Here is a 23,830-nt window from a genome sequence, read left to right as displayed (position 1 = left end):
AAATCTTGTAAAAAACGATTCTTCATTATCGGGATAGCCAATCTTCGATCTCTTTTTTTAGTTCGGCCGCTTTTTCGGGATTTCGTTCCAGCCAATTCTCCGTCTCATTTGGGTTCTTTTCAAGATTGAAAAGAAGGGGAGTCTCTTCATGATGAATATATTTATATACCCCATCGAAAACTGCCTTGAAATCACGCATTTCACTAAAAGCCAGTCTGTCTCCTTCAAATTTCCCTTTACAATCCAGTAGTGGCAATAAACTGTGACCATTTTTTATAGAACGGATCGTACTATCCTCAACCTGTGCTATGTCCAGGGTGGTTTTCACTAAATCGATAAGTTCTACCGGGGTATAGTCGAACTTTGGTTTGAACTTCTTAGGGTAGGAAATGATCAAAGCGGCATCAAGCACTTCTTTAAAGAGGGTATTCTTACCCAATAAACCGTGATCTCCTGTCATGATCCCGTGATCTGAAAAGAAAACGATGACGGTGTTGTCTTTATATCGGGAGTTTTTAATAAAATCCAGTAGTCTGCCAATTTGGGAATCCACATACGAAATTGCGGCTACATATTTCCTGCGATATCCCAAGGTGGTATAATCGTTGTAGATATTGTTTGGGTACATTCTTAAGCCTTCAGGAAGTTTGTAGTTCGCTTCGGCAGGATCGATAATGGGCGGCATCTGATTATTATATAACCCCCTGCCGTATTCTTCCTGAACATTAAACGGACCGTGTGGGCCAGAGTAGTTTAACCACATAAAGAAAGGCCCTTCTTCGGTATATTCACTCAATTTATTCATAGCATAAGTGGTGAAATGACCATCCATGCTTTCGGTGTCCGGGTCCAGGGTAGTGGGTTTGCCACCGCCCTCCTCCATAAATTTCTCCAGCAGTCCGTTCTTAAATAGAAAATCTCCATAAGAATCTATGCCTTCCTCCCAGCAACCCATAGTTTTAAATTGTTGTTTCGCCATATCGATAACCATAGATCTGCCATAGGACTGATATACAGAATCGAATCCCATATTGCATTGAATTGCCTTATTCTTCAAGTCGATCACATTTTCCGGTTGTAGCCCTCCTCGGTAAGGGATGAGATGATTCTTACCAACCCAGAAATTGGTATAACCATGCTGTTGCAGTGTCATGGGAAAAGCCCATATATCTTTTGGCAGGGATTTCAAGTCAAGATTTTCGTAAAGTCCAAGTTCATGGGGATATTTTCCGGTGATGAGAGAATTTCTGGATGGGGTACACATAACCCCTTGTGCCATGGCATTCTTAAATATTACTCCGGACTGAGCAAGACTATCAATATTGGGAGTTCGTGCAATCTTTGCCCCGTGTATCCCAAGATATTTGGCCGTGAGGTCGTCTACTTCGATAAAGAGAATATTAGGGGGAGAATCTGGTTCGGGTTGAGAGGGGCCACATGAGAGAATGAAAATACAAGTAATCAATGAGAAGAGTACTTTTTTCATAATGGTAATATCATAGTTCATGAAGATTAGATTTCATAACCAAGATACTATTAAATTTAATTGTACGTATACACAACAGATATATTAACATTGTGATAGAACCGTAATCTTTCGGTATCTTTGTTCATAAGAAATTACAGGATAAAATGGCTGTATTATGAAACAAATTTTAGTTTTAATCCTGGGAGCTTTTTCACTTGTAAGCTGCCAATTCAATGAAACCCTTGTATTGAACGAGGACGGTACAGGAAGGATGTCACTTAGTATGGATCTTAGCGAGATGATGGCATTTGGAGGCGAAATGTCTCAGGATTCTACTTTTACAAAACAAGACACTATCGTTTCCCTGAAAGAGATCTTCGAAGAGAAGAAGGATAGTATTTCAAAACTTTCGAAAGCAGAACAAAAACGACTGAAAGCCATAGAAAACTACAAGATCCACATGGTATCCGATCCTGATGAAAATAAGCTCATTGTAGATGTTTTTTCAGACTTTAAAGACGTTTCAGAAGCCAATAACTTAATGCAGGGCTTCGAACAAACAGAAAGCCTACTTCCGGGTAATAAAAGTGCGGGCGCAGATGATGACAGTCCGGAATCTGAACTACTGGGAGTTTCATATACCTTTAAAAAAGGTGTTTTTAAAAGAGATGCCTTTATAAAGGACGAGGAACGCCATAAGTCTCAGCTCGACAGTTTGAAACAAGCGGAGTCTTTCATGAGCTCGATGAAATACAAAATAAAATACACCTTTCCCAGGCGCATCAAAAAGGCTTCGGCAGAAGACGCCACATACTCACTGGATGGTAAAACCATAGAACTGGAACGAAATTTCCTCGATTATTTTAAGAACCCGGATGTGCTAGATCTTGAAGTTGAATTAGAGAATTAGAAATGAATAAGGAAGTTATCGTACAAGATCTTGGTTTAAAAGATTACAAGGAGACCTGGGACTATCAGGAAGAATTGTTTAGGGAGATCCTCGATATAAAAATAAAGAACCGACGCGAAGATGCCGGTTTGGATACGTCCAATTACTTCCTTTTCGTTGAGCACCCTCATGTGTATACGCTTGGTAAAAGTGGCGATTTAGGAAATCTTCTTATAGCCGAAGAAAAGTTAGCAGAAATAGAAGCTAGCTTTTACAAGATCAATCGTGGAGGTGATATTACATATCACGGCCCTGGGCAGATCGTGGGATATCCAATATTGGACCTGGAGAATTTCTTCACCGATATACATAAATACCTTCGGTTTTTAGAAGAGATCATTATCCGAACCTTGGCCGAGTACAATATAAAAGCCGAACGTTCATCTGGAGAAACAGGCGTGTGGCTGGATGTAGGGACACCATTTGCCCGAAAGATCTGCGCCATGGGAGTTCGGGCAAGCCGCTGGGTAACCATGCATGGATTTGCGTTCAATGTAAATGCGAACCTCGGGTATTTCGACCATATGATCCCCTGTGGTATAAAAGGGAAGGCGGTTACTTCTCTTAACGTAGAATTGGGCAAACCGGAAGTTTCCATGGACGAGGTAAAAGGAAAACTTCTCAAGCATTTCAAACAGTTGTTCGAGGCGAAATTCGTTGAGAAGGCCGATATCAAGATCCAATAACTACAATCCCTATCTACAAAACAAAACCGCGGAAGATACCGCGGTTGAATGTTTTATTATTTACATCAAGTAATCACTTGGAAAATGAGGTAAGCACACTGGTACCATCCAGCTTCCCTTTCTTGTTATAGTCTTCAGATTTTACAACCCCAACTCCTTCGGCGATCCATTGCTTGGTAGTACGTTTTTGATTTGCTGCCATGGATTTAATGTGAGTTGATTGGGTAATGATATAACAATCGAAAGTCCCTGCAGGAGTGGTGACACTTTCCTTTCCTAGTACTTCCCGGTCTGTAATAAGCGTACTCATATTAAAATTCATGCCGGACATGGACATTTTAATGATGATCTCGGCATCCGGAAGTGATTGTCCTACCGAGAGATCGTTAGGCAGATCGAGGTTAGTACCGGTTACTTCGTAATCCATTTGGTCACCATAGGCCGCCATTAGACTTGGATTCATTAGTGATTTGAAATCTATGGAGACGACCCCGTTTCTACAAGTTGCTTCATACTCTGTCCCTTTCATCTCATTTCCCTTATGATCTGTGAGTGTCATAGTCATATTTGCGACGGTAGCATCTCCGCTGGTACTAATATTATTTATATTGTATTCTACCATGCCTTGAGATTTCCCCTTGGCATTATACATGGTCAATTGTGTTTTTGCTCCTTCTTTAAAAGGATAGAATTTACTGCAACTGGACTGCGCCCTGGCGAAGAAAATAGTTAAGCAAATCGCTACTAGTGTAATAAGTGTTTTTTTCATTGTCTTAAATTTTTAGGTTTAATCTCTTGATCCAATTCTGGATGCTTCGTTGGTGATTCTAATAATTAATGTCTTATCAATTGTATTACCGTGAAAATCGGTGCCGCTGAACACAAATTTATAATTAACGATCTCTCCACTGGGTGGCCCACCGATCGCTTCCATCCGTCTCACCGTTAAGGTGGCGCCATTTACAGGGGTATCTCTAAATCCGGTAAACTCGTATTTATCCCTGTACGGATCCCCCGAATTTGCTACAAACCATCCGTTTCTATCCAACAATCGAAGAATATGCGATCCGGGTAACTCCCAGCTGGCATTTTGAAGCCCACCCCTGTCCGTTACGGTGAGTATAACGTTATACATGGCCCCTCTTCGAAGATACAAAGCCTTATTGTCGAAATCGAAAGTAGGTGTGATGTTCTCGTTAAGTCCGTCCCCGGTAATTTTAAATACAAAAGAAGGATCTACAGTATCTCTTGCCGGAATTGTGGTTGCACAATTACTAGCGATCACACCAATTATGATAAGATATAATATCGGTTTTATTTTCATAAGTTCTTTTAAATTTAATGTTTATTCGAAGGCAATACAAGTATCTCTACGCGTCTGTTCTTCTGTTTGTTCTCATCGGTATCGTTTGGTGCTACTGGTTGAGATTCACCCAATCCTTTAACCGTAAATTTATACGTATTAGACAAATTCTCTTGCAGATATCCGGCAACTTCCTGAGCTCTGTTTTTAGAAAGAATCAAATTACTTTGTGGAGATCCCACGTTGTCTGTATGGCCTTCAACAATGACCGTTCCTTCCGGAATTTCCTTTATGGCATCAAGCAAACGTTCCAGTTCTGAAGTCGCACTTCCCTTCAACTTATATTCTCCTGTGTCGAAAAGTACCGCACTATCGATGTTGAGACGTAAGGCCCCACCAATAGCCGCCACGGCGTCTACATCTGCTCCTGGGACTACGCTAAACGTATCCAGATCTGTTAATCGAACATAATTATAAGTTTCACCCGGTTTTACAAAACCAGCAAGGTCTACCATGGCAGTTCCCCCTTCAATCTGTCCAATGTCGAGCCAATTAACTCCATCTTTTGAGATTTCTAGGCGGGTTGGCTCTATCTTTCCCATTTCAAATACATAAAGGTCGGGGCCATTCACATCGGTTAAGGCGTTATTGGTAAACTCGAGAGTGAGAACCCCGTTTAATCCCAGGTTTCCTATTCTTGGATCTTGTAATCTGAAATTCTCAAGTGCCATATCGGGTTCCCCTAAAACTCCTTCCGAATTTGCACCGCCATCTCCTGTGTCATGAGAGATCATTACATCGGCAAATGAAAGCTCTCCAAACGGAAGGTAGATGTATTTTCTCCTGGAATCGATGTAGGTGATCCCAATATCTTCCTCTTCACCGTACCACCCGGGATTCAACTGGTAAAACTCTTCCCTGGCCTTGTTGGCTTTCTGCATAAATTTCCCGGCAGCCTTACCTTGTCTTTTTTTAAAATAGTCGATAGTGTACTTAAATCCTTCGGTGCATTTGGGGTCCTTCAGATATTCTGAAACATCCTTCGGGATCTCAAAATTCAAGGCTCGTTTGGCGGCGGCCGAATTGGGATGATTTTCGGTATTCGGAAAATCCTTTAGCATCTGTAGTTCGGCTTCAGAAACTTCAAAATAATTCAATAAAATAGGCACCACATTATCGTCTGAAGCCACACCTAACCGTCTAAGCGCGGTCTTGCCTGTTCGTCCTCCCCGATACATATAATGTTCGGTCATATCCTCTAAAAAACCACCGGTAGGATTGTTTGTATATGCCCGTATCCTTTCTCGTCCGTTAATTTCGTATCCCATGGAAACGGAAGCCGGCGAAATATTTTGCTCTAGCAGGTCCCGCATGGGCTTATAGGATTGGTGTCCGTTGGACAAATGAACCTTCAAAGCTGGAAGGTTGAGTTCGAACTCATCTCCGTTGTCCTTGATCAGCGCTTTTTCTTTCAGCTCCGGATCACCCTCCATAATTTGTTGCAGGGAGGCTAATTCGGTTTTATCCAGGTCTTCCTTTTTAATATAAACCCTGTTCTCACCTGTATCGAATACGGAATTCGATCTGGTTTCTTCAATGCTCTCCTCATCGCTGTCCTCTTCTGTTATTTCGGGAACCTCAAATGCGATCTCCGGCTGCTCTTTGATCCCGGCTTGCTCTTCCGTATCAACTTCTGCCGTTTTCCCTTTCGCTTCAGAATCCTTACATGAGATTAACCAGCTACAGAGTATGCATAAAATAATTACTATTCTCATCTTAATCTGTTCTATTATAGTTTACAACCCTATTTTTTACTCTAGACGGTTTTGAATGATATTCTTATCCGGGGTACAGTCCTGGCAGTTAGCCCAGAGTTCGCGGGGAGTACCAAGGCAGTAAAATAAATTACTCATAGTTTTTTCAAGAACTTATCCTGTGCTTAGGTTTAGGAATGCTGTCGTTGGTAGAATCGATTATGGCATCATCGTCTTTTTTCGATTTTCGCTTACGCTGCTTTTCTTTTTTCGGCGCATCAATAACACTATCAAGCACTCGGTCTGTAGATTTTCTGGTTTCTCTTTCTACCCGGCGTTCTACAGTTCGCTCGGCTGCTCTTTCGGCTCTTTTAGAAAGTTTTTTAAAGATCTGTGCATCTGCCTGGGTTCCCAGAAGCAGGAAGAAAAACATTAGGAAATACTTAGCTGTTTTCATGATTTCTGTTTTTTATTGTTTGTTATTTTCTAAATGTTGTTTGTTTTATAACTTTATTCTTGTGCGTAATTTTCAAAGTGTATATGCCTTCTGCGAGATGGTTTATATTGAGGTAGATTTGAGTAAAGGGTTCCAACTCAACTTTCCCGGCATAAACGTTACGCTTTTTTTTCATGGGGGAATCGATTTTACATTTCAAAAGTAGGTGAGAAGCCTATCGTTCTATTGGAGCATTGTAACCATTGCTATAATATATGTAACACACCCTTAATTAAAGGGCTATCGGCTAATGTATCGATCGATCGGGGAGTACTATGTAGCGAAATAATCGGATGGGGAGGTCCCGAATTCCTGTTTAAAGCACTTAGTGAAATAGGAAGGGTCATTGAATCCAACTGTATATCCTATTTCCGAAATAGTGGCTTTATTCTCCTTTAATAGACTTAGTGCTAATTTTAATCGCTGTGATCTTAAAAATTCACTGGTGGATTGTCCGGTGATCGCTTTTAATTTTCTGTGTAACTGCATACGGCTCACCCCCATCTCTTTGCTAAATAGCTCTGCACTAAACTCGGGATTAGTAAGATGTTCGTCCATAACTTTCTGAAGCCTTTCCAGGAATTGTTCATCGGCCGAGGAAATAGCAATATCTTTTGGCCGTATCACAACTTCTTGTGCAAAGCGCGATTGTAATTTTCGCCTGTTTTCAAGTAAATTGAAAACTGTAGCCTTTAGCAATTGTGCATTAAACGGCTTGATAACATAAGCATCGGCACCACTGTGAACTCCTTGGAGTTTGTCTTCGTCGTCAGATTTTGCCGTGAGCAAAACCACAGGAATATGCGAAGTAATTTCGTTCTCCTTTAACTTTTCTGTGAATTCGAACCCATCCAGTTGCGGCATCATCACATCACTAATCACGATATCTGGAATGGTTTCTGAAGCAATAGCCAGGCCTTCATTTCCATTGGTAGCCATTTGTATCTGGTAGGTAGATTCGAAAATCGAGGACACGTAATTTCGAATTTCCGTATTATCATCGGCGATTAGTAGGATGGGAGCATCTTCGGGAATAGCCAATTGTTGTTCAGCAATACTTTCATCCAATATTGTATCTGCTGTATCGCTTTTCTGAAGCTCTTCTGAAAGGATCTCTTCGGGAGAGAATGCCATCTTCACCACTGGAAGTTGTACATTGAATTTCGTCCCGTCCTTCTCCGAACTCTCTACCGAAATACTTCCTTTGTGAAGCTCTATAAGTTCTTTTGTAAGCGCAAGACCTATACCGGTGCCCGGATTTTGAGGATCGGACTGATAGAATCGTTCAAATATTTTATCCTTTTGCCCGGAGGATAAATAATTTCCGGAATTAGAAACACTAAAAACAAAATCGTCGCCGTCCCTTTCTCCTTCAATTTTTACATTGCCCCCTTCATGGGTATATTTTATGGCGTTACCCAGTAAATTAAAAAGTACCTTTTCCATGGCGTCTCGGTCAAACCAATCCATCGATCGATCATCGTTTTTCAATGAGACTTTCATTGTAAGATCCTTTTCTTTACTGCTAAATGAGAAAGCCTCCGCCTGGGCGGCAATGAAATTCGATAAATTACCGGGTTGGACCTTTAAACTCATATTCCCGCTTTCCAGTTTCGATAAGGCTAGCAATTGCTCTACCAGAGATTCCAGACGTTGCGTGTTGGCCCTGGCGATAAGAAGGTTTTTACGATCATTCTTAGACAGAGATTCTGAAAGTAACTGATCCTCTACCGGACCTTTTATCAAGGTGAGGGGGGTTCGGAACTCATGAGAAATATTGGCAAAGAAGGTGGATTTCGCTTTATCGAGTTCCTTGAGTTTCTTATTGGTCTTCATCCGGTTTCTATACTGAAAGAATAAAAACAATCCAGCGAGCCCCATAAGTGCGATCCCGCCTAATAAAACATTTCGCTGATTCTTCTTCTGTTCCTCTACCAGCTCATTCTGCGAAGTAAGTAGCGCAATTTCACGATCCCTGCTTTCGGTTTGATAGATCGCTTCGATCTCCCGGATCTTTTCGGAGCTTTGAATGTCCATTAGCGAATCCTTGATCGCAGTTGCGCGGTTCTTGTATTCGAAAGCTTTCTTATAATCATTACGCTGAGCATAAGATCTTGAAAACAACTCATAAGTCTCCTGGGCAACCTGGCTATTCCTGGTTGAACTATTTAAGGTTTCGGCTTCATTTAAATAGCCCAGGGCCTTGGATGTCCTGCCTTGGTCTAAGGCAAGTTTTGCCAGTTCGAGGGCGTTGAGGGAGGCCTCGTAGGTGCGGTTGTTCCGCTTGTGAATAGAAAATCCTTCATTAAAAAATGCTTCAGCCTTATCGAGCTGCTTCTGTTTAACTTTCAATTGACCTAAATAGGTGCTGATCTCACCCACGGTGCGTTCGTCCTTGATGGCCGAAAAGAAGTTGTAACTGAGCGTTAACAGGCTGTCGGCCTTCGAAAGCTGGTTTTTTTTCATATATACCTGGCCCAGGTAAATATGTGTGGTGTTAAGATAATAGGTGGCATTACCTCCTAGTTTTTCAAATTCGTTGTTGGCACGCAAATAATACGTTTCGGAGGCATCGTAATCCTCAAGGTCAAGATAGATGTTTCCTAAATTTTGATAGGCAGCCGCGATCACATCGGGCCGTAAAGCTTCGATCTTATGAACCGAATCCACCACCAGTAACTTCTTAATGGCTTCGTCCAGTTTGTTCTGTCTGGCGTAGGCTGTAGCCAGAGCAGTGTGGCTGTCTGCGAAGATCATATTATTAGGATCGTCGTATTCTTCTGTAGTTTCAATCGCCTTTTCACAGGCGGCTACAGATTCGTCCATCATACCCATTAGGTAATAAGTTCGACAAAGACTGTTATAGGCCCTGGCAGCACCAATAGGGTAATCGATGGTCTTTGCCAGCGCGAGTGCCTGTTTAAAATACACTATGGCCGAATCATTTTGCTGTAGTCTTTTAAAACACTGGCCAATGAGATAATCGGCATCGATCACCCCCGGGCCGTACTTCTTTTGTTGGGTGAATTCTTTGATCTTACGGGAATAGTAGAAGGCACTATCGGGATTGGGATTGATATTTTGTGCCATCTTAATTCTCCAGCCACTAATGGTCACGGAATCCTCTTCCGAAATTGTTTTGATATAGGTAGTTGCATCCTGTGCTTGAAGGAAGGTCGTTAGTAAGAGACACAGAATTAGTATAACTCGTGGCATGAGGAGGCTACTTGTTACTTAAAGATAAGGAATTAAATTAAACATCAAGATAAGACAGTCGTGATGCGACCGCATGTTGGTCCTACTGAAGCTCGTATAATATCACTTCATTTGTTTCGCCGCGTACTAGAAGGTGAATCGTTCTAGATCGGTCCGGGCTGGAAATTTCGGCAACAGAAGTTCCGTAAACTGGAAAGCCCGTCATTAATTCACCAGATGCATGGTAAACAAAAACCTTATTTTCCTGAGTTTCGGTAACAGTTATATAATTATCACCCTTTGCCCTGTATATCCTCGGTTGCGTGTAAATACCGAAGGGCAGTTCCACCAATTTTCCATTAATACGCAGTAGGTTATCATCTAGAGTAACCTTAGTCTTATAGTCGATGAGGAACGAATAGTTAGTAGATACATTGAGCTTTTGTGAACTAACGCTACCGTTTTGTGCAATGGATTCTTTGGTTTTTTCTGAAGTAATTACAACAAATTTAGAGCCTTCTTCGACTATAGGGGTGTTGGAGAACTTAAATCGTTTGTTCACCGTTATACGGGATTTACCAACGCGGCTAAGGATATTCAGTTTACCATTCTCTTCGGCCACCAGGATATAATCCTTATTGCTCATCCGTATATGCTGAGCCGGCAATACTATATCGGAGGTAGCACCCTCGAAATTAAATCCCTTTACATTCTTGCCCTTGCTGTCGTAAAGAAGAAGTTCCCTGCCCTGAACTATTGCAAACCGGTATTTCCTGTTATTGTCGTAATCAAAAACAGACAAGGGTTGAGTGATCTCATCCTTAAAATTCACCGGGAAAGGAGACACGTTGTTTCCATTTCGGTCCAATACGTATAATTTGCTTTTAGTAGTGAAGGCAAGTTGTTTCTTTCCGTTTCTAAGGATATCTACTTCGTGGATCTTTCCCAGAACGGGTTCTCTAAGATCCTTACTCCACAATATTTTCCCGTTCGAGGAAATAAGGTGTAGCTTATTGCCCATGTCCTGCACTACAATATCCTTTCCTCCGGTGCGGTGATTAGTAAAAAACTGTGCTTCTCCCAGGAGATCTGCTTCTAGTTTGGTGCTAAATACTTGTGCTACGCTGCCAGTGATCTGTCTGGTTTTACCGGCCTCGAGGCAAACATAATTAACATGTGCAAAGTTACGGTCGTAACTGTATTGCAAAGCAGACAATTGATAGCTGGCCGGCCCATCTGCAGTATAATCGGGGGTCTCTACCAACACATTCGAAATACCTTTGTATACATTTTTATTGAAATGCATTAGAAGTACAGAGGATGCACTGGCAAGTTCCCGAACAGATTTTTGGTAATTGGGGGTATTGGCAAGCACGTTGTTACTCTTATAGGCAACGATAAATTTTTCGGCGGTTGTCATGCTTTCAGAAAAAATAAAATAATGCTCTATTTGGAAGGCATATTTTGGCGATGTTTTACTAATAAGCGGCCTGAAGTTTTCTATAAATACATCCGAGTTCGAAAAATCGTAGATCTCAACATCTCTGAAAACGGTGTTTTCAGACAGCATAGGAGCCAGAGCTTCATTGGTTAAAGATGCATCGATACTGCTCATCACGATAGCATTGCCATCCTCAAACTTTATGTCGCTTATTTCGGTGATGGTTTCAAACATTGCGACCGCGCGGGATGATACGCTGTCTTTTCTATGAACGCGAAGCCGATTTAAAAAGATATCGGGATGGTTGAATGTAAAAGTTACAGAAGATTCTGCATCCACAGGATGCACAGAAGCTATGGTGTTTTGCTGCGGAATTTGTCCCTTAAAAATATCGATTAACCGCGGGATGGTATCCCGGTTGAGGGTTACACCGGATGCGGTTATCCCCCCCGATGCTATTGTTACATTCAATATTTGATGGCTCGATAAGGGCACATTTACCGAATCCTGAAGGCTTAGCATTGGAGCATTTCTAGAGATGATCAGTTCGGCTTCTCCTGCGATGGGAATCTCCCCGTCATAACCTGCATTCTTTCCGGATAAGACCTCTTCCAACATTTTCTGAGATGAAAAAAGCAGGAGAACACTGTCTTTTATAGCCTTGTACACTGTTTGATCCTCGATGCTTATCCTATCCAGAGTCGTATTCCCGTAGCTAAGTTTTTCTGAAATTATATTGGGAAGCGAGTCTAGTTTAAAAACTGCCGAATCCAGCCGCGTAATAAAGGCAAATTCGGGTAATGAATTGTCGTTGCGATGAATGCTTAGTAAAGATCTAGAACGAGGTTTTAGTAATTTTAAGGCAGCATGTTCTCCCGATAGTAGTCTGTAAAGTTCGCTGTTTTTTAAACTTTTGAAGGCCGCATTTTGTTGCAGGTCTTTCCGAAGGATCTCATAATTAGTTATAGATAGCACTGTCGAGGCATTATCGGGAACGAAATCCTCAAGTTCGGCCCGGGTATCCTGTTCCGGGTCACAGGCCAAGAACAAGCTGAACGCCATGATCCCTAATAATAAATACTGAATCCTCTTCACAACACAAAAATAGTTATGAAAGGGAGTTGTAACAGAGATGCTTTGAAATCTTTATCGACTTCTTTTCAACAATCTAAAAGTTTAATCTCAGTTGTTCAGGTAATAGTCTGAAACTCCTTCTATGATAAGGGGTAGGGCCATATTTTTTAATGGCTTCACGATGTTCGGCGGTGGGATAGCCCTTATTCTTTTTCCAGTTGTAGACGGGGAATTCCTCATGTAATTGGGCCAGGTATTCATCTCTATATGTCTTGGCCAGGATGGACGCTGCTGCAATGTGCAAGTATTTACTGTCGCCTTTCACCACACACTCATAAGGAATTTTATGAAACGGCTTAAAGCGGTTTCCGTCGATAGCTATAAACTGGGGAGCTAACTGTAACTTTTCGATTGAACGATGCATGGCCAGTATGGACGCATTAAGGATGTTTACCTGGTCGATCTCTTCCATCATCACATGGGACACAGCAAATGCTAATGCCTGTTCTTCAATGATCGGGCGAAGTTCTTCTCTTTTTTTTTCTGAAAGTTGCTTGGAGTCTGTAAGATCGGGATGCGCAAAATCGTCGGGTAAAATTACTGCCGCTGCGGTAACAGGTCCGGCCAGGCAACCTCGACCTGCTTCATCTGTACCGCATTCCAGTAATTGTGTGTGTATTTTGAGCTTTAACACTGAAATTAAAAGTAACTATTTTCGTTTAAAAATTTACCTTTGTGTGATAAGATAGGTATTCATGAACAAAACGCTATTGATCTTTCTCTTTTTCTGCTGTAAGACAGTAGTGTTCTCTCAAAGTTTTCCAAGCGGACCGGACAACACTCCCAAAAGTAAACCCCCGATCGACCTGTACAAGATCATTTCGGCAGATCGTGATACTACCGTAGTAGATACTTCACTCACCATAGCGAAGGACTATAAGTTTAACTATCTCCGCAAGGATGATTTCGAATTGATGCCTTTTGCCAATGTAGGTCAAACCTACAATTCGCTGGCCTATACATTCGATAAAAGCAATCTAAAGCCGTTGTTTGTGGCGCAGTCGCATCATTTTAACTACTTCGAGATTGAGGACATGCAGTATTTTCGGGTGCCCACGCCCTTCACAGAATTGTATTTCCGTACCGCTTTCGAACAGGGTCAGCAACTGGATGCATTACTCGCAGTTAATACCAGCGAACAGTTTAATTTTTCGATTGCTTATAAAGGGATACGATCTCTGGGGAATTATCAGCAAATGCTTACAAGCACGGGAAATTTCAGGTTTACAACTAACTACAACACCAAGAATTCACGCTATAAGATCAGGGCACATATAGCGGCTCAGGACGTATTGAACGAAGAAAATGGTGGCCTGAACGAAAGTTCGCTCGCTTTATTCAAGGCAGACGACCCCGAATTTGACGACCGGGCACGTCTCGATGTTAATTTTGAGAATGCCGAAAACAAACTGGAAGGACTCCGTTTTTATGCCGATCATGAATACGAGCTTATCAGGCGAAAAGATTCTACTTCTTATAGTATCCTGAATATCGGGAATGTGATAAGTTATGAAGATAAGTTCTACGAATATCGCCAGAACAGTCCCTATTCAGGATATGGAGCTTCCTATGAGGATACAGACCTAATAAAAACTACAAAACTGGAAGATTTTAATGTTCAGGGATATGCACGTCTGGAGAACTCCATACTGGGAGAATTAAGTGCTTCTATAGGCTACACAGATTATAACTACGGCTATGACACGGTTCTGGATCTGGTAGATGGTAGAATCACCAACCGCCTTAAAGGTAATCTTGTGCAATTTGGCGCTAGTTATAAAAAACAATATCGCGGTTTCGAACTTTCGGGAAGAGGAAAGATCAATATCTCGGGTGATTTTGATGGAAATTACCTCACGGCTGCAGCGCAATTCGCATTCAATGAGGAAAACAAGGTAAGGGCTTCGGCCACTATACATTCGGTAGCGCCTAATTTCAACTTTCTATTGTATCAGAGTGATTATGTAAACTACAATTGGCAAAACGATCTCGACAATGTAAAGACCCAGGAGTTGAAATTCGAGTTGCAGTCGGAGAAACTTTTAGACGCCACTGTGAGCTATACCGGAATTGACGATTATACCTATTTTACTATAAAAGCGAATGACAGCACTCCAACTCCCCAGCAGTTTGGTGAGCGGGTGGATTATCTAAAGATCAAGGCAGAGCGTGAATTTAGATATGGGCGATTCGCCTTAATGAACACAGTATTGTTCCAACAGGCAGTTTCGGGTGAAGAGGTCTTTAATGTTCCCGAAATAGTGACACGACATACACTCTATTATGAAGACGAATGGTTTAAGAAAGCCTTGTTTCTTCAAACCGGGATCACCTTCAGATATTTTACCGAATACAATATGAACGGCTACGATCCTGTTCTGGCCGAATTTTATGTTCAGAACGATGAGAAAATAGGTGGATTTCCTATGGTGGACCTCTTTTTTAATGCAAAGATCAAGCAAACACGTATTTATTTTAAATACGAACACGTAAACCAGTTGTTTAACTCAACCAACAGTCACTTTTCGGCACCCGGATATCCTTATCGGGATGCGGTGATCCGCTTCGGTCTGGTGTGGAACTTTTTCCTCTAATAGCAGTTTGTGGGTGTAAAGCTAATATATCTGTTTCTTCGTATAAGCTTTGCCCTTGTTTGGTTTGTAAATGGTTTTTACTGTAAGATTCTGGGCCTGGTGCCGCGTCACGAATTTATAGTAGCAAAGATACTTGGTTTCGATTATGCACAACAGTTTACCATTGCCATCGGTTTTGCCGAAGTGATCATGGGCTTTTGGGTTTTAAGTGGTTATAAGGCAAAACTTAATGCTGCTACGCAGATCGTGGTTGTTTTACTTATGAATATCCTTGAGACCCTCATTGTTCCCGAATTACTCTTATGGGGAAGTATGAATCTGCTCTTTGCTATCATTTTTGTACTTCTCATTTTTATAAATGAATTCATCATCGCTAAACGTATAACCTAAATGGCTGCATTTTCTTCATTAAAAGACCATCCTTTTGCCGTTGAAGCTTATTTTAACAGGTCGGTGGTCTTTACATTTGCAGCCCCTAAAGCCGAACTTGAGCGATTCCTTCCCGAATGTCTTAGCCTGGATACTTTTAAAGACACTTATGGTTTCATTGCTGTGGCTATGGTAGACACAAGAGATCTCAGGCCGAAAGGAACCTCGAAGTTGTTAGGCAATGATTTTATGCTGGTAGGCTATCGCATTTTTGTTCGATATAAAAATTTAAAAGGAAGAAGACTGCGTGGTTTGTATATCTTGAAATCTGAAACAAATAAGAAGAAAATGGAACTCTTCGGAAATATCTTTACTCATTATAAATATGAGACTACAGATATTCGTTTTCAGGAGGAAGGTAAGCTTAGTAAGGTTTCTTCCGAAGCATCTAATTTTGAAGCAGTATTCCAAGGTTCAAATGAGGAGGCATCCTTACCCGTAGGCTCGCCATTTTCCAGTTGGAAAGAAGCCCGTAGATATGCGGGTCCGTTGCCTTTCACATTTACATACAATTCAGAAAAAAAAGAAATACTCATCATCGAAGGAGTACGAAAAAACTGGAAGCCACAACCTTTGGAAGTACAGGAGTATCGGTTTAAATTTATCGAAGACCTTAAATTAAAGGATGTGGTTCTTGCTAATGCCTTTCAAATCGTAGATGTACCATATTACTGGAAAAAAGGGATCAAAGAACAATGGCAGGGATAAGGAAACCATACCAGGGCGTTTGGAATATCATCCGGTTCAACCGGCATTTTTATATTTTTTATTTTCTCGTAGTCATCCTGCTCTTCGTCACTCTACGATTACTTTGGGGAGGATCTTTGGCTGCATGGATTTGTGTTCTAATCTCGTTACCCGTAGCCATATCTCTTTTAATCTCACATTGGGTTTACGATCGTTCTGATCTCTACCTACTCTCCTGGCTTGATACACTTGTAATAAAACCCGGGGACACTTTAGTGAATATCAATGCCGGGTTCGATGAGACCAGTGAGACCATAAGGCAAAAATACCCCCAGGCACGCATGGAAGTATTCGATTTCTACAATGAAACCAGGCATACCGAACCATCCATTAGAAGAGCGCGTAGGGCATATCCTCCATATCCTGGTACCAGGATCATCTCAACATCTAAAATTCCTTTAGATGATCATGTAGCCGATTTCGTTTTTTTAATTTTAAGTGCGCATGAGATAAGGAAGGAGCAGGAGCGACTGGAATTTTTTAGGGAAGTGCGAAGGGTGACTAAGCCCATGGGACGAGTGGTGGTGGTGGAACACCTTAGAGATGGCGCAAATTTTTTAGCTTACACTATTGGTGCTTTTCATTTTTTTAGCAAGAATAACTGGATGTTAGTCTTTAGAGAGGCCGGATTTAAGATTGAGAAAGTGATCAAAACCACACCTTTTATTTCAACCTTTATTTTAAAATGAAATGGAACTACACCTTAAGATCATAGGGACGTTACTCATGCTGCTGGCGCTTATTCATATTCCGTTTCCACGTTATTTTAGGTGGAAGGAAGAATTGAAAGTGCTCAGTCTCATGAATAGTCAGATGATGCGGGTTCATACCTTTTTCATCGCACTTACAGTATTTCTAATGGGTTTGCTGTGTTTTACTTCCTCCTATGAACTCGTCCATACAGCATTGGGCAGGAAGATTTGTTTGGGAATCGGGATCTTCTGGACGTGTCGACTATTTATTCAACTTTTTGTGTATTCCACGAAATTATGGCGTGGCAAAGTGTTCGAAACTGCCATGCATCTTATTTTCACATTGCTCTGGGCTTATCTCAGTTTTATTTTTCTGAAGATTTATTTTATGCCTTACGTTTAATTATTGATACTGTCCATAACAGCTTCGATCAATTCTTCTGAAATGCTCCCAGCCGAAAGGCTATCCATTTGTTTAAATTCATCAAGGTCTATCTCGATTCTGTTGGGCCATATATCTTCGTCTGAAAGATTTTCGGAAGCCTTCCAGGTTTCTCCTAATTGTTCGAGAATAGCCGATTCCCATTGAGAAGGGTGCTTGGCGTCGATCCAGACCACGTCGCGGTATTCGGTGTCTACCAAGGCTAGGTCGGGTGTGGCAGAGCCATCAAATTTCTTACTATCATCTCGTTTGGCAGCAATCGTACAGAAAACGAACATTCGCTTTCTTCCACCGATCTCTTTCACAAAGGGCCGGAATTCGACGGGCTTGTTAACGTTCCAATCGTATTCTTTACGTGATTCTATCACTTTTAAAGGCATGGCAGAGACCCCAGCCAATCCTTCTTTTTTAGCAGCGTGGTTATAGTAGTATAATTTATCGGTTCCGTCTGCAGGTATCATAACACTGAAGGAGAGACTGGTTCGTTCTTCTCCAACCGGTTCAAGTCCAAACCAATGGTAGAGTCCGCTATACGCATCGGTTTCCATACCAGCGAAGTTGAAATCGGTTACAAAGGGTTGCATATTCTCATCGTCTTTTAGATCCGGGATCTTCACCGCAGTCTCCATATTCCAGGGAAGGGGATCGGTAAATCCGCCTAAGAATTGCAGTGACTCAGCCTGGAGCCTTGATATTTTTTCGGCCAGGGTGTTTTGTTTGGTGAGGAAGGGATAATTTTTTATTTCATCCGGAGGGATGTATGTTCCTTTACCTATGGTGATGCGTTCCAGGTAATCCATGGTGTCGTGTTCTCCGGGATCGATGATCATAACACCGCCGTAAGAAGGATACGGAAAGAAAAATCCTTTCCATTTAATTAAACTCACCACCTGTACCCATTTCCCTTCGTCGTTTTTCATATAGAAAACCTCGCTGGGTTCCATGGTAAATAATTGAAAAATATTGAATCGCTGTACTACTGCATTGTAGGTATTTCTGCTAAATGCGAGCGATTCGCCAATTGAGAATATCACAGGGACCCGGTTCTCACCGGAGAATCTCGGAAAAGGAGATGTGCTTTCCACCACAAAGATCTCCTCGGTATTGTCGCTAATGCGCTGCCAGGTGTATTCTTTGGAAGGCTGAACCGCCATGGTCCACTGGTTGCTACTGTCCACGCGCACTAACTGCGGAGGGGAAACTTCCTGGGTCTCCCCAATAGACTCGTAGGCCATGGTCACAATATTATTGTATGGTTGAATACGCTCATTTCGGGTTAACGGTAGTTCGTGGATCTCCACTTTATCAAGGTTTTTAAAGACATTGTAGGTTTGCATATAGGCGTACAACTGCATCTTGGCCCCAAAAAACCAAAGGGTGGCAAAAAAGGCTATGATCCCCAGCATAATAAGTAATCGCCTTCCCGCACTTGGCGCACTTCTAAATTTGGTGATCGTAAAGCCCAGGAACAGCGCACAGATAAGAATTATAAAAATATATTTTCTCACAAACAACAGAGCCGGCTGATAGTCGTCCCGTAGGAAGAACAATAGCAGGATTAAAATTATACCACCAATTACAACTATTCGTCGTTGCTTTTTGCCTCTTTTCCAATATGACTTTATCATGTTTCCTGCGTTTTTATATATTATCGATGATAGGTTTTAAAACCACACGTTTTGATTCGATGTTCAAACTGTATAGTTCACTATTTGATCATTCCTTTATCCCTAAGTCGATCACGTGCACTTTTCTCATCGGCAGCCTTCTTGTTTTCAGGAGTTTCGTCACTACTAGATGCGGGATCGTCTTCCTCTCTAAGGTCGTCGACGAATTCTTTTCCTTTTTCAACCGCCTTATCGAAATTCTTCTTTAGATTTTCCTTCTTAAGCCCTTCCGAAGTAAATATAAAAGCAGAAGCAATGTAAGTTCCTATGAGAGTTCCCACGATCGCAGATACAAAATACTGGAAGAAAATCACATTGATCGGGGTAGCGAAACTAAGGATGGCGGCTCCCAGTACAAATATGAGAGTGATCCATACAAGACGCATCAAGAATACCTGCTTGTGTACAAAGCCTTTTCTATTGTCAGCTTTCATTTGTAAATCCTTGGAGTGCATCATATGGTTGAAGAAGCGATAGAGTCTATTACTTTTAGATTCCCGCCAGTATATTATTATTCCGAAGAGAATAGCGATGACAAATACAATGATTTCGAGTGTCATGATGCTTGGTTTTTAGTATTGATTAGAATTCTGTCTATTACCCAGTCCTGATAACCTTCAGGCCAGTTAAGAAAGGTCTTGTAAAATTGTTCTTTATCATACCAGTATAAGTGCAGCGGATCTGCCGGAACGATCTTGGTGAGTAGTTTCCATATAAGTTCTTTGTGCTCTTCTTCCAGGGATGAATGCGGTTGTAAAAGTGCCTTTTCGTAGACCGGATCTACTACATCATCTATTTTAAGATCTCTTTCAACGATCTTTCGTTGATTGTATAATTCTACACTCATTAGACGCTTCTTGGTGTCGACGTCCATTTCGTTGAGGTATTTCTTAAACAGCATCGGGCTGTCCAGAACTTCCCGTAACGGATGCTTACATTCTTTTAATTCCTGAACAAACAAATGTTTTTTTATACGGTCGTATCTTTTGGATTTCGCAGCTCGCTTTATGTCGAATTCGGCGATTAGATGATTCACCAGGGTGGCTGTTAGTTCATTATGGCTAATGTGAAATAAAGTGACGTCGTGCACAGTGTCTTTGATGGCTTTTTTAAAGAGCTCCTCATCCTCAAAAACCATAATATCATTTATAAAATCACGCAACACGAATACTCCGCCAAAAGCCCTGGTATAAAATGTACTTACTTTTAGTTGCAGGGGATCCAGTTCCAGCTTCCTATCTCTAAGATCTCCGTATTTTTTAGCAGATTCCAGTAATTTGTTATGTATATCGCGATTTATGAAGTTATTCCCGCTATTGAACTCTTCCACTAACTGTAGTTGCTCTTTTTGCTTTTTAGCAAGGTCGTTCAGGATCCTGAAACTTACGGTGATCTGTTTATAACGCAACAGATCGAAAGGTTCGTAATAAGTATCTATGTGTTGATCCAGATGGATACAGATGGCGGCATCTTTGGTTATATCCCTTATTTCTTTGGCGTAGGCCGTGAAAACAGTTCTCATAATATCACGATCGAAACTGTGAAATGCCATATATACCGGCTTTCCTTCCTGTTCCGGGGAGATTATAATAGCGTTCAAATTGGCCTCGCCAATATTGAGATAGTATGGATTGTCCTTCTCTTCTGCAATTTCCGGACTCCAGCCCATGCCATCCACATGAAAAGTTTTGAGTTGTGTAGGATCCATACCCAGGATCGCCAAACAGCCGTTATAACGTTCGGCCAGGGATCCCGATACTTTTATCAGGTCCCGTCCAAATAAGCCGGCTGTTTTTAGTTTATCCATTAATTATCTTCTTCGAAGCGTCTTCTGGCTTCTGTTTGCACGTTCATTTCATGTAAGCGTTGATCTACTTTGCGTTTAAAATCTGTATCGGCAATTGTAGCGACGTTATCCAGGTAGCGAACCACTTCCTGCTTTCTGATGTCTGAAAAGCTCAGGCCTTTCATATTTTCTTTCATAAGTTCCTGTAACATACCGTATTTGGTATCGTAATCTTTTCTGAAATAAATTTCGGCATCCTCGAACCAATCTGAAGGAAGATCGAAATCTGTTAACCGAAGCGAAACAGCGCTTTGGATATTCCTGATATCCCTGGATGAAAAGAAAGGAAATGATTTCTGAATGCGTTTAAATAATTCTGCATAGAACATATGTTCGGTTTCCTTGTGCTTAGCTTCCACTTGCTCGTAAATAGCCAATACTCGTTCTTCGGTGGGCTTTTCAGATTTTTCCAGGATCGCTCCCAGGTTCTTCACTATTCCCTGCTCACTTAAGTAGGTGTATTTATCCGGTCCCTGCATATTCACAAACCCGGGCATGGTCTTCTCAATTTTACGCCACCACAGATAGTCCTGATCTATAAAATCGGGAAGTGTACGCGCACCATCAATTTTAAAACGCCCCTGAACTCTGGAGATCACAGCTTTATCCAGCATTTCGGGTAGGTTTGTAAAAAGTCCTATGGAGCTGTTACCATAATTAACGGCGTAGGCCCCTTCGGTATATCGCAGGAAAACACCAATCACTTCCTTCACACCAGCCGATACTCCCTGAGCGGTTCGTTCCTGCAAATTGTTTTCGGCGTCATCGATAGGTGCGAAGATGAGTTTTCCAGGATCCTGCAAAGGTTTCATCCATTGTACCATTTTTTCGGCCGATCCTCCTTGAAAGGTGGAGATGAGTGTGTCTGGCATGGGATGAAAAAGAAAAGGGATGTCGAGATTGTCACAATGTTCTTTCAACCGGGTTGCTATGGCGGCGATCAACATACTTTTTCCGGTGCCCGGGATTCCATATCCCATAAAAACGGGCATAAATCCTCCCAGCTCCTGGAAGGGGTTCTTTTTTGCGTTAAAGTCGTAACTAAGCAATCGCTCGGTTAGTCTACGCGCAAAATGTTTGGCATCGCGGTTTCCTACGATCTCTTCAAATTGTATTTTATTGAATTCAACACTTTTTGCAGTCCCTTCAAAAACATTCTCCCATCCGGAAACAGCAAAATCACTGTTTTCCAGTTTATAGGTGCGGTCGGTGATGGTTTCAGTATATTCCAGGGAGCCCAGCCGGAGCTGTATTTCGGCTATTATAGCTTCGAAATAAACAACGGTAAAATCGACAACATCGGCATCGCGAGTGATGATCTCCGGATGATTTAGGTATTTGTCGTAATAGTACAACATACAGGAAATACCTTTAATGGGTGAGATAAGGGAGATTTCGGGTATACCGGCAAATTTGTTCTTCATCACGCTTAGATCGTCTGATGCGACAGGCTTCAAGTCGTAAAGGATACGGTAGGCCGTGCCGTACAGCATATAAGCCGTTGCCGTTTGCTGCTTGCTGTCAAATTCCCTGCGTTGGGTATTATCCAGGGAGCCCTTGCGTTCGTTCAAACCCGAGAGGCCAGACGAATCGCCATAACTGTCTTTTAACCATACACCCATAGTAAGGCCCTCCTGTACCGCATACAGGGCCCGATTTAATTGTATAGGTATAGCGACAGACTCGGGGAGGAGTTTTTTCTTTAGTGCCAGGATGGACCTGGAGACCGATGTGACCTCGGAGGTACTGTTTCCGGTGGCCTTGGACAAATACAATAATATGCTATCATCTTTCTTGTCCTTATCGCGGTTTCTGGCCTTATAACTTTGGTCCCACTGGACTCCTTTAAGGTAGGAAGTGGCTTCTTCCCGGAGGGCGTCCAGTTCGCTTTTCTTTATGGGAAATGTACTGTTGTGTTCCATATTAAATCTTTAAGGCCGGAATTTCTATTGGTTCCTGGGCAAGTTTGTCGATCTCACCCGGGATCTTGTCATAAAACAATTGCATCAGGCGGTGCGAACAAAGTAAATATTTTTTGGGCTTGTATGCGTCCCATATCTGTAAATGCTGGCGGTTGAAGATGTTGCCTTCGGTGATCTTACCGGAGGAATCAAGGTCTTCTATAGTTATAGATAAGGCGTAGGCCGACAGATCCAGTACCTTATTAACAATTCCTTCCAGGACTACATGGGTAATAGTGAGTTCATCTTTTGCAAATACGTTATGTAGTGGCCCCAGGTCTATTTTTCTGAATTTCTTCGGAAGAACCCTCGGAAGTCGCTTATCTATTGCATACGCGAGGTTGTCCAGGTTCATATTTCTATCGGCTACGGCTTCGAGCACTTCATAGATCTTGGGGGTGTATTCTTTAAGGTCGGTTTTGTGCAGATCGAAGTACATAAAACAGATGAACGGCCTGTTAAAGGTGATATCGTAAAACGACCAGCTTACTAAATAAGGTGCGTCCGGATTATTTTCGATTGTGATGATCTTCCCCTGTACAAATTTCCGAAAGATAAAGTTTCGTTCAACCGATGTATAATAGACAATGGATGCCGCCTGTTCCAACTTTCGTTTAGGGATAGGTTGCTTGTGTTTTAACAGGGTTTCCAGAAATTCATCCTTCAATACCTGTGGGTCGGGCAACCGGCTTATATGCTCATTCTTTAATTCCAGATCGTTGATGAGATACCTAAATTCCAGGTAATTAGGAAAACCCGATTCGGTGAGATCTATCTTCATTTTCTCTTCTTCATCGTACAGGTATTTAACTCTAAACGATTCCAGGGAATACGCAAGTAGCTCGCAATACTGTTCCATGAACGACACTTCCAGGGCATTACACAACTTGTTTTCGGTTATGCTTTTCATTAAAAATTGAAAGGCATGAGATACAATCTTAAAATAGACCGAATACTGCTCTCTGGTTTCCAGTACAGCACTATCTAAGGGTGTAACTATTTGGTTAATGGACATCTAATTATAAT

The 23,830-nt window shown here is 41.8% G+C and carries 21 protein-coding genes; 7 read left to right on the top strand and 14 right to left on the bottom strand.

Annotated features, from left to right (window positions below; translation table 11 throughout):
* Window positions 1–25 precede the first annotated feature (25 nt).
* Window positions 26–1,507 carry a sulfatase family protein gene (locus tag C5O00_RS02835; protein WP_105214761.1) on the bottom strand — a complete coding sequence of 494 codons (1,482 nt, stop codon included), beginning with the start codon at window positions 1,505–1,507 and terminating at the stop codon, window positions 26–28.
* 136 nt (window positions 1,508–1,643) lie between these two features.
* On the opposite strand from C5O00_RS02835, the gene C5O00_RS02830 reads away from it, so the two are divergent.
* Window positions 1,644–2,378, top strand: coding sequence for a hypothetical protein (locus C5O00_RS02830; protein ID WP_105214760.1), 735 nt, complete (start codon window positions 1,644–1,646; stop codon window positions 2,376–2,378).
* Between the two features lie 2 nt (window positions 2,379–2,380).
* A complete protein-coding gene (gene lipB, locus C5O00_RS02825; RefSeq protein ID WP_105214759.1) occupies window positions 2,381–3,103 on the top strand; it encodes a lipoyl(octanoyl) transferase LipB in 723 nt (240 codons plus the stop codon).
* A gap of 73 nt (window positions 3,104–3,176) precedes the next feature.
* On the opposite strand, the gene C5O00_RS02820 is transcribed toward lipB, so the two are convergent.
* The 8 genes from C5O00_RS02820 to rnhB all read right to left on the bottom strand — a co-directional run bounded on the left by C5O00_RS02820 (window position 3,177) and on the right by rnhB (window position 13,060).
* Window positions 3,177–3,872: a TapB family protein gene (locus tag C5O00_RS02820; protein WP_105214758.1), complete on the bottom strand. Its 696-nt coding sequence runs from the start codon at window positions 3,870–3,872 to the stop codon at window positions 3,177–3,179.
* Window positions 3,873–3,890: 18 nt separating this feature from the next.
* Entirely contained in the window at window positions 3,891–4,427 is a 537-nt protein-coding gene (locus C5O00_RS02815; protein ID WP_105214757.1) for a hypothetical protein, read from the bottom strand.
* 14 nt (window positions 4,428–4,441) lie between these two features.
* Complete coding sequence (locus C5O00_RS02810; RefSeq protein WP_105214756.1) at window positions 4,442–6,181, bottom strand: OmpA family protein; 1,740 nt, start codon at window positions 6,179–6,181, stop codon at window positions 4,442–4,444.
* A 145-nt stretch (window positions 6,182–6,326) separates the two neighbouring features.
* Window positions 6,327–6,617, bottom strand: a complete 291-nt coding sequence (locus C5O00_RS02805) for a hypothetical protein (protein ID WP_105214754.1) — start codon at window positions 6,615–6,617, stop codon at window positions 6,327–6,329.
* A 22-nt stretch (window positions 6,618–6,639) separates the two neighbouring features.
* Window positions 6,640–6,792, bottom strand: coding sequence for a T9SS type A sorting domain-containing protein (locus tag C5O00_RS14755; protein ID WP_491220101.1), 153 nt, complete (start codon window positions 6,790–6,792; stop codon window positions 6,640–6,642).
* Between the two features lie 137 nt (window positions 6,793–6,929).
* Window positions 6,930–9,872, bottom strand: a complete 2,943-nt coding sequence (locus C5O00_RS02800; protein WP_105214752.1) for a tetratricopeptide repeat protein — start codon at window positions 9,870–9,872, stop codon at window positions 6,930–6,932.
* Window positions 9,873–9,954: 82 nt separating this feature from the next.
* A complete protein-coding gene (locus C5O00_RS02795) occupies window positions 9,955–12,387 on the bottom strand; it encodes a hypothetical protein (protein ID WP_158676762.1) in 2,433 nt (810 codons plus the stop codon).
* Window positions 12,388–12,460: 73 nt separating this feature from the next.
* Complete coding sequence (gene rnhB, locus C5O00_RS02790; protein WP_105214748.1) at window positions 12,461–13,060, bottom strand: ribonuclease HII; 600 nt, start codon at window positions 13,058–13,060, stop codon at window positions 12,461–12,463.
* A gap of 61 nt (window positions 13,061–13,121) precedes the next feature.
* On the opposite strand from rnhB, the gene C5O00_RS02785 reads away from it, so the two are divergent.
* From C5O00_RS02785 to C5O00_RS02765, 5 genes are read left to right on the top strand one after another with little or no spacing between them, the layout of a single operon-like run.
* Window positions 13,122–15,020: a putative porin gene (locus C5O00_RS02785; protein ID WP_105214746.1), complete on the top strand. Its 1,899-nt coding sequence runs from the start codon at window positions 13,122–13,124 to the stop codon at window positions 15,018–15,020.
* A 9-nt stretch (window positions 15,021–15,029) separates the two neighbouring features.
* Window positions 15,030–15,410, top strand: coding sequence for a DoxX-like family protein (locus tag C5O00_RS02780; protein ID WP_105214745.1), 381 nt, complete (start codon window positions 15,030–15,032; stop codon window positions 15,408–15,410).
* Window positions 15,411–16,157, top strand: a complete 747-nt coding sequence (locus C5O00_RS02775) for a DUF2071 domain-containing protein (protein WP_105214744.1) — start codon at window positions 15,411–15,413, stop codon at window positions 16,155–16,157. It begins immediately after the preceding gene.
* The gene (locus C5O00_RS02770; protein WP_105214743.1) at window positions 16,145–16,885 is read left to right on the top strand and encodes a class I SAM-dependent methyltransferase; all 741 of its coding nucleotides are present in this window, start codon (window positions 16,145–16,147) and stop codon (window positions 16,883–16,885) included. Before C5O00_RS02775 ends, C5O00_RS02770 begins: the two co-directional genes overlap by 13 nt.
* 1 nt (window position 16,886) lies before the next feature.
* On the top strand, window positions 16,887–17,291 hold the full coding sequence (locus C5O00_RS02765; RefSeq protein ID WP_105214742.1) for a hypothetical protein: 405 nt from the start codon (window positions 16,887–16,889) through the stop codon (window positions 17,289–17,291).
* Here C5O00_RS02765 and C5O00_RS02760 read toward each other — a convergent pair.
* The 5 genes from C5O00_RS02760 to C5O00_RS02740 all read right to left on the bottom strand — a co-directional run bounded on the left by C5O00_RS02760 (window position 17,288) and on the right by C5O00_RS02740 (window position 23,819).
* Window positions 17,288–18,958 carry a hypothetical protein gene (locus tag C5O00_RS02760; RefSeq protein ID WP_174688596.1) on the bottom strand — a complete coding sequence of 557 codons (1,671 nt, stop codon included), beginning with the start codon at window positions 18,956–18,958 and terminating at the stop codon, window positions 17,288–17,290. The two genes, C5O00_RS02765 and C5O00_RS02760, sit on opposite strands and share 4 nt — an antisense overlap.
* Window positions 18,959–19,038: 80 nt before the next feature.
* A complete protein-coding gene (locus C5O00_RS02755; protein WP_158676761.1) occupies window positions 19,039–19,557 on the bottom strand; it encodes a stage II sporulation protein M in 519 nt (172 codons plus the stop codon).
* Window positions 19,554–20,804, bottom strand: coding sequence for a DUF6638 family protein (locus C5O00_RS02750; protein ID WP_105214740.1), 1,251 nt, complete (start codon window positions 20,802–20,804; stop codon window positions 19,554–19,556). Before C5O00_RS02750 ends, C5O00_RS02755 begins: the two co-directional genes overlap by 4 nt.
* A complete protein-coding gene (locus C5O00_RS02745) occupies window positions 20,804–22,765 on the bottom strand; it encodes an AAA family ATPase (RefSeq protein WP_105214739.1) in 1,962 nt (653 codons plus the stop codon). Before C5O00_RS02745 ends, C5O00_RS02750 begins: the two co-directional genes overlap by 1 nt.
* 1 nt (window position 22,766) lies before the next feature.
* Window positions 22,767–23,819 (bottom strand): hypothetical protein, encoded by a 1,053-nt coding sequence (locus C5O00_RS02740; RefSeq protein WP_105214738.1) that lies wholly within the window; start codon window positions 23,817–23,819, stop codon window positions 22,767–22,769.
* Window positions 23,820–23,830: the final 11 nt, after the last annotated feature.

Origin of the sequence: Pukyongia salina, from assembly GCF_002966125.1 — a bacterium.
In the GTDB taxonomy this organism is placed as follows: domain Bacteria; phylum Bacteroidota; class Bacteroidia; order Flavobacteriales; family Flavobacteriaceae; genus Pukyongia; species Pukyongia salina.
The sequence above is the reverse complement of the archived record's forward strand: the minus strand, read 5'-3'. Positions and strand labels throughout refer to the sequence as shown.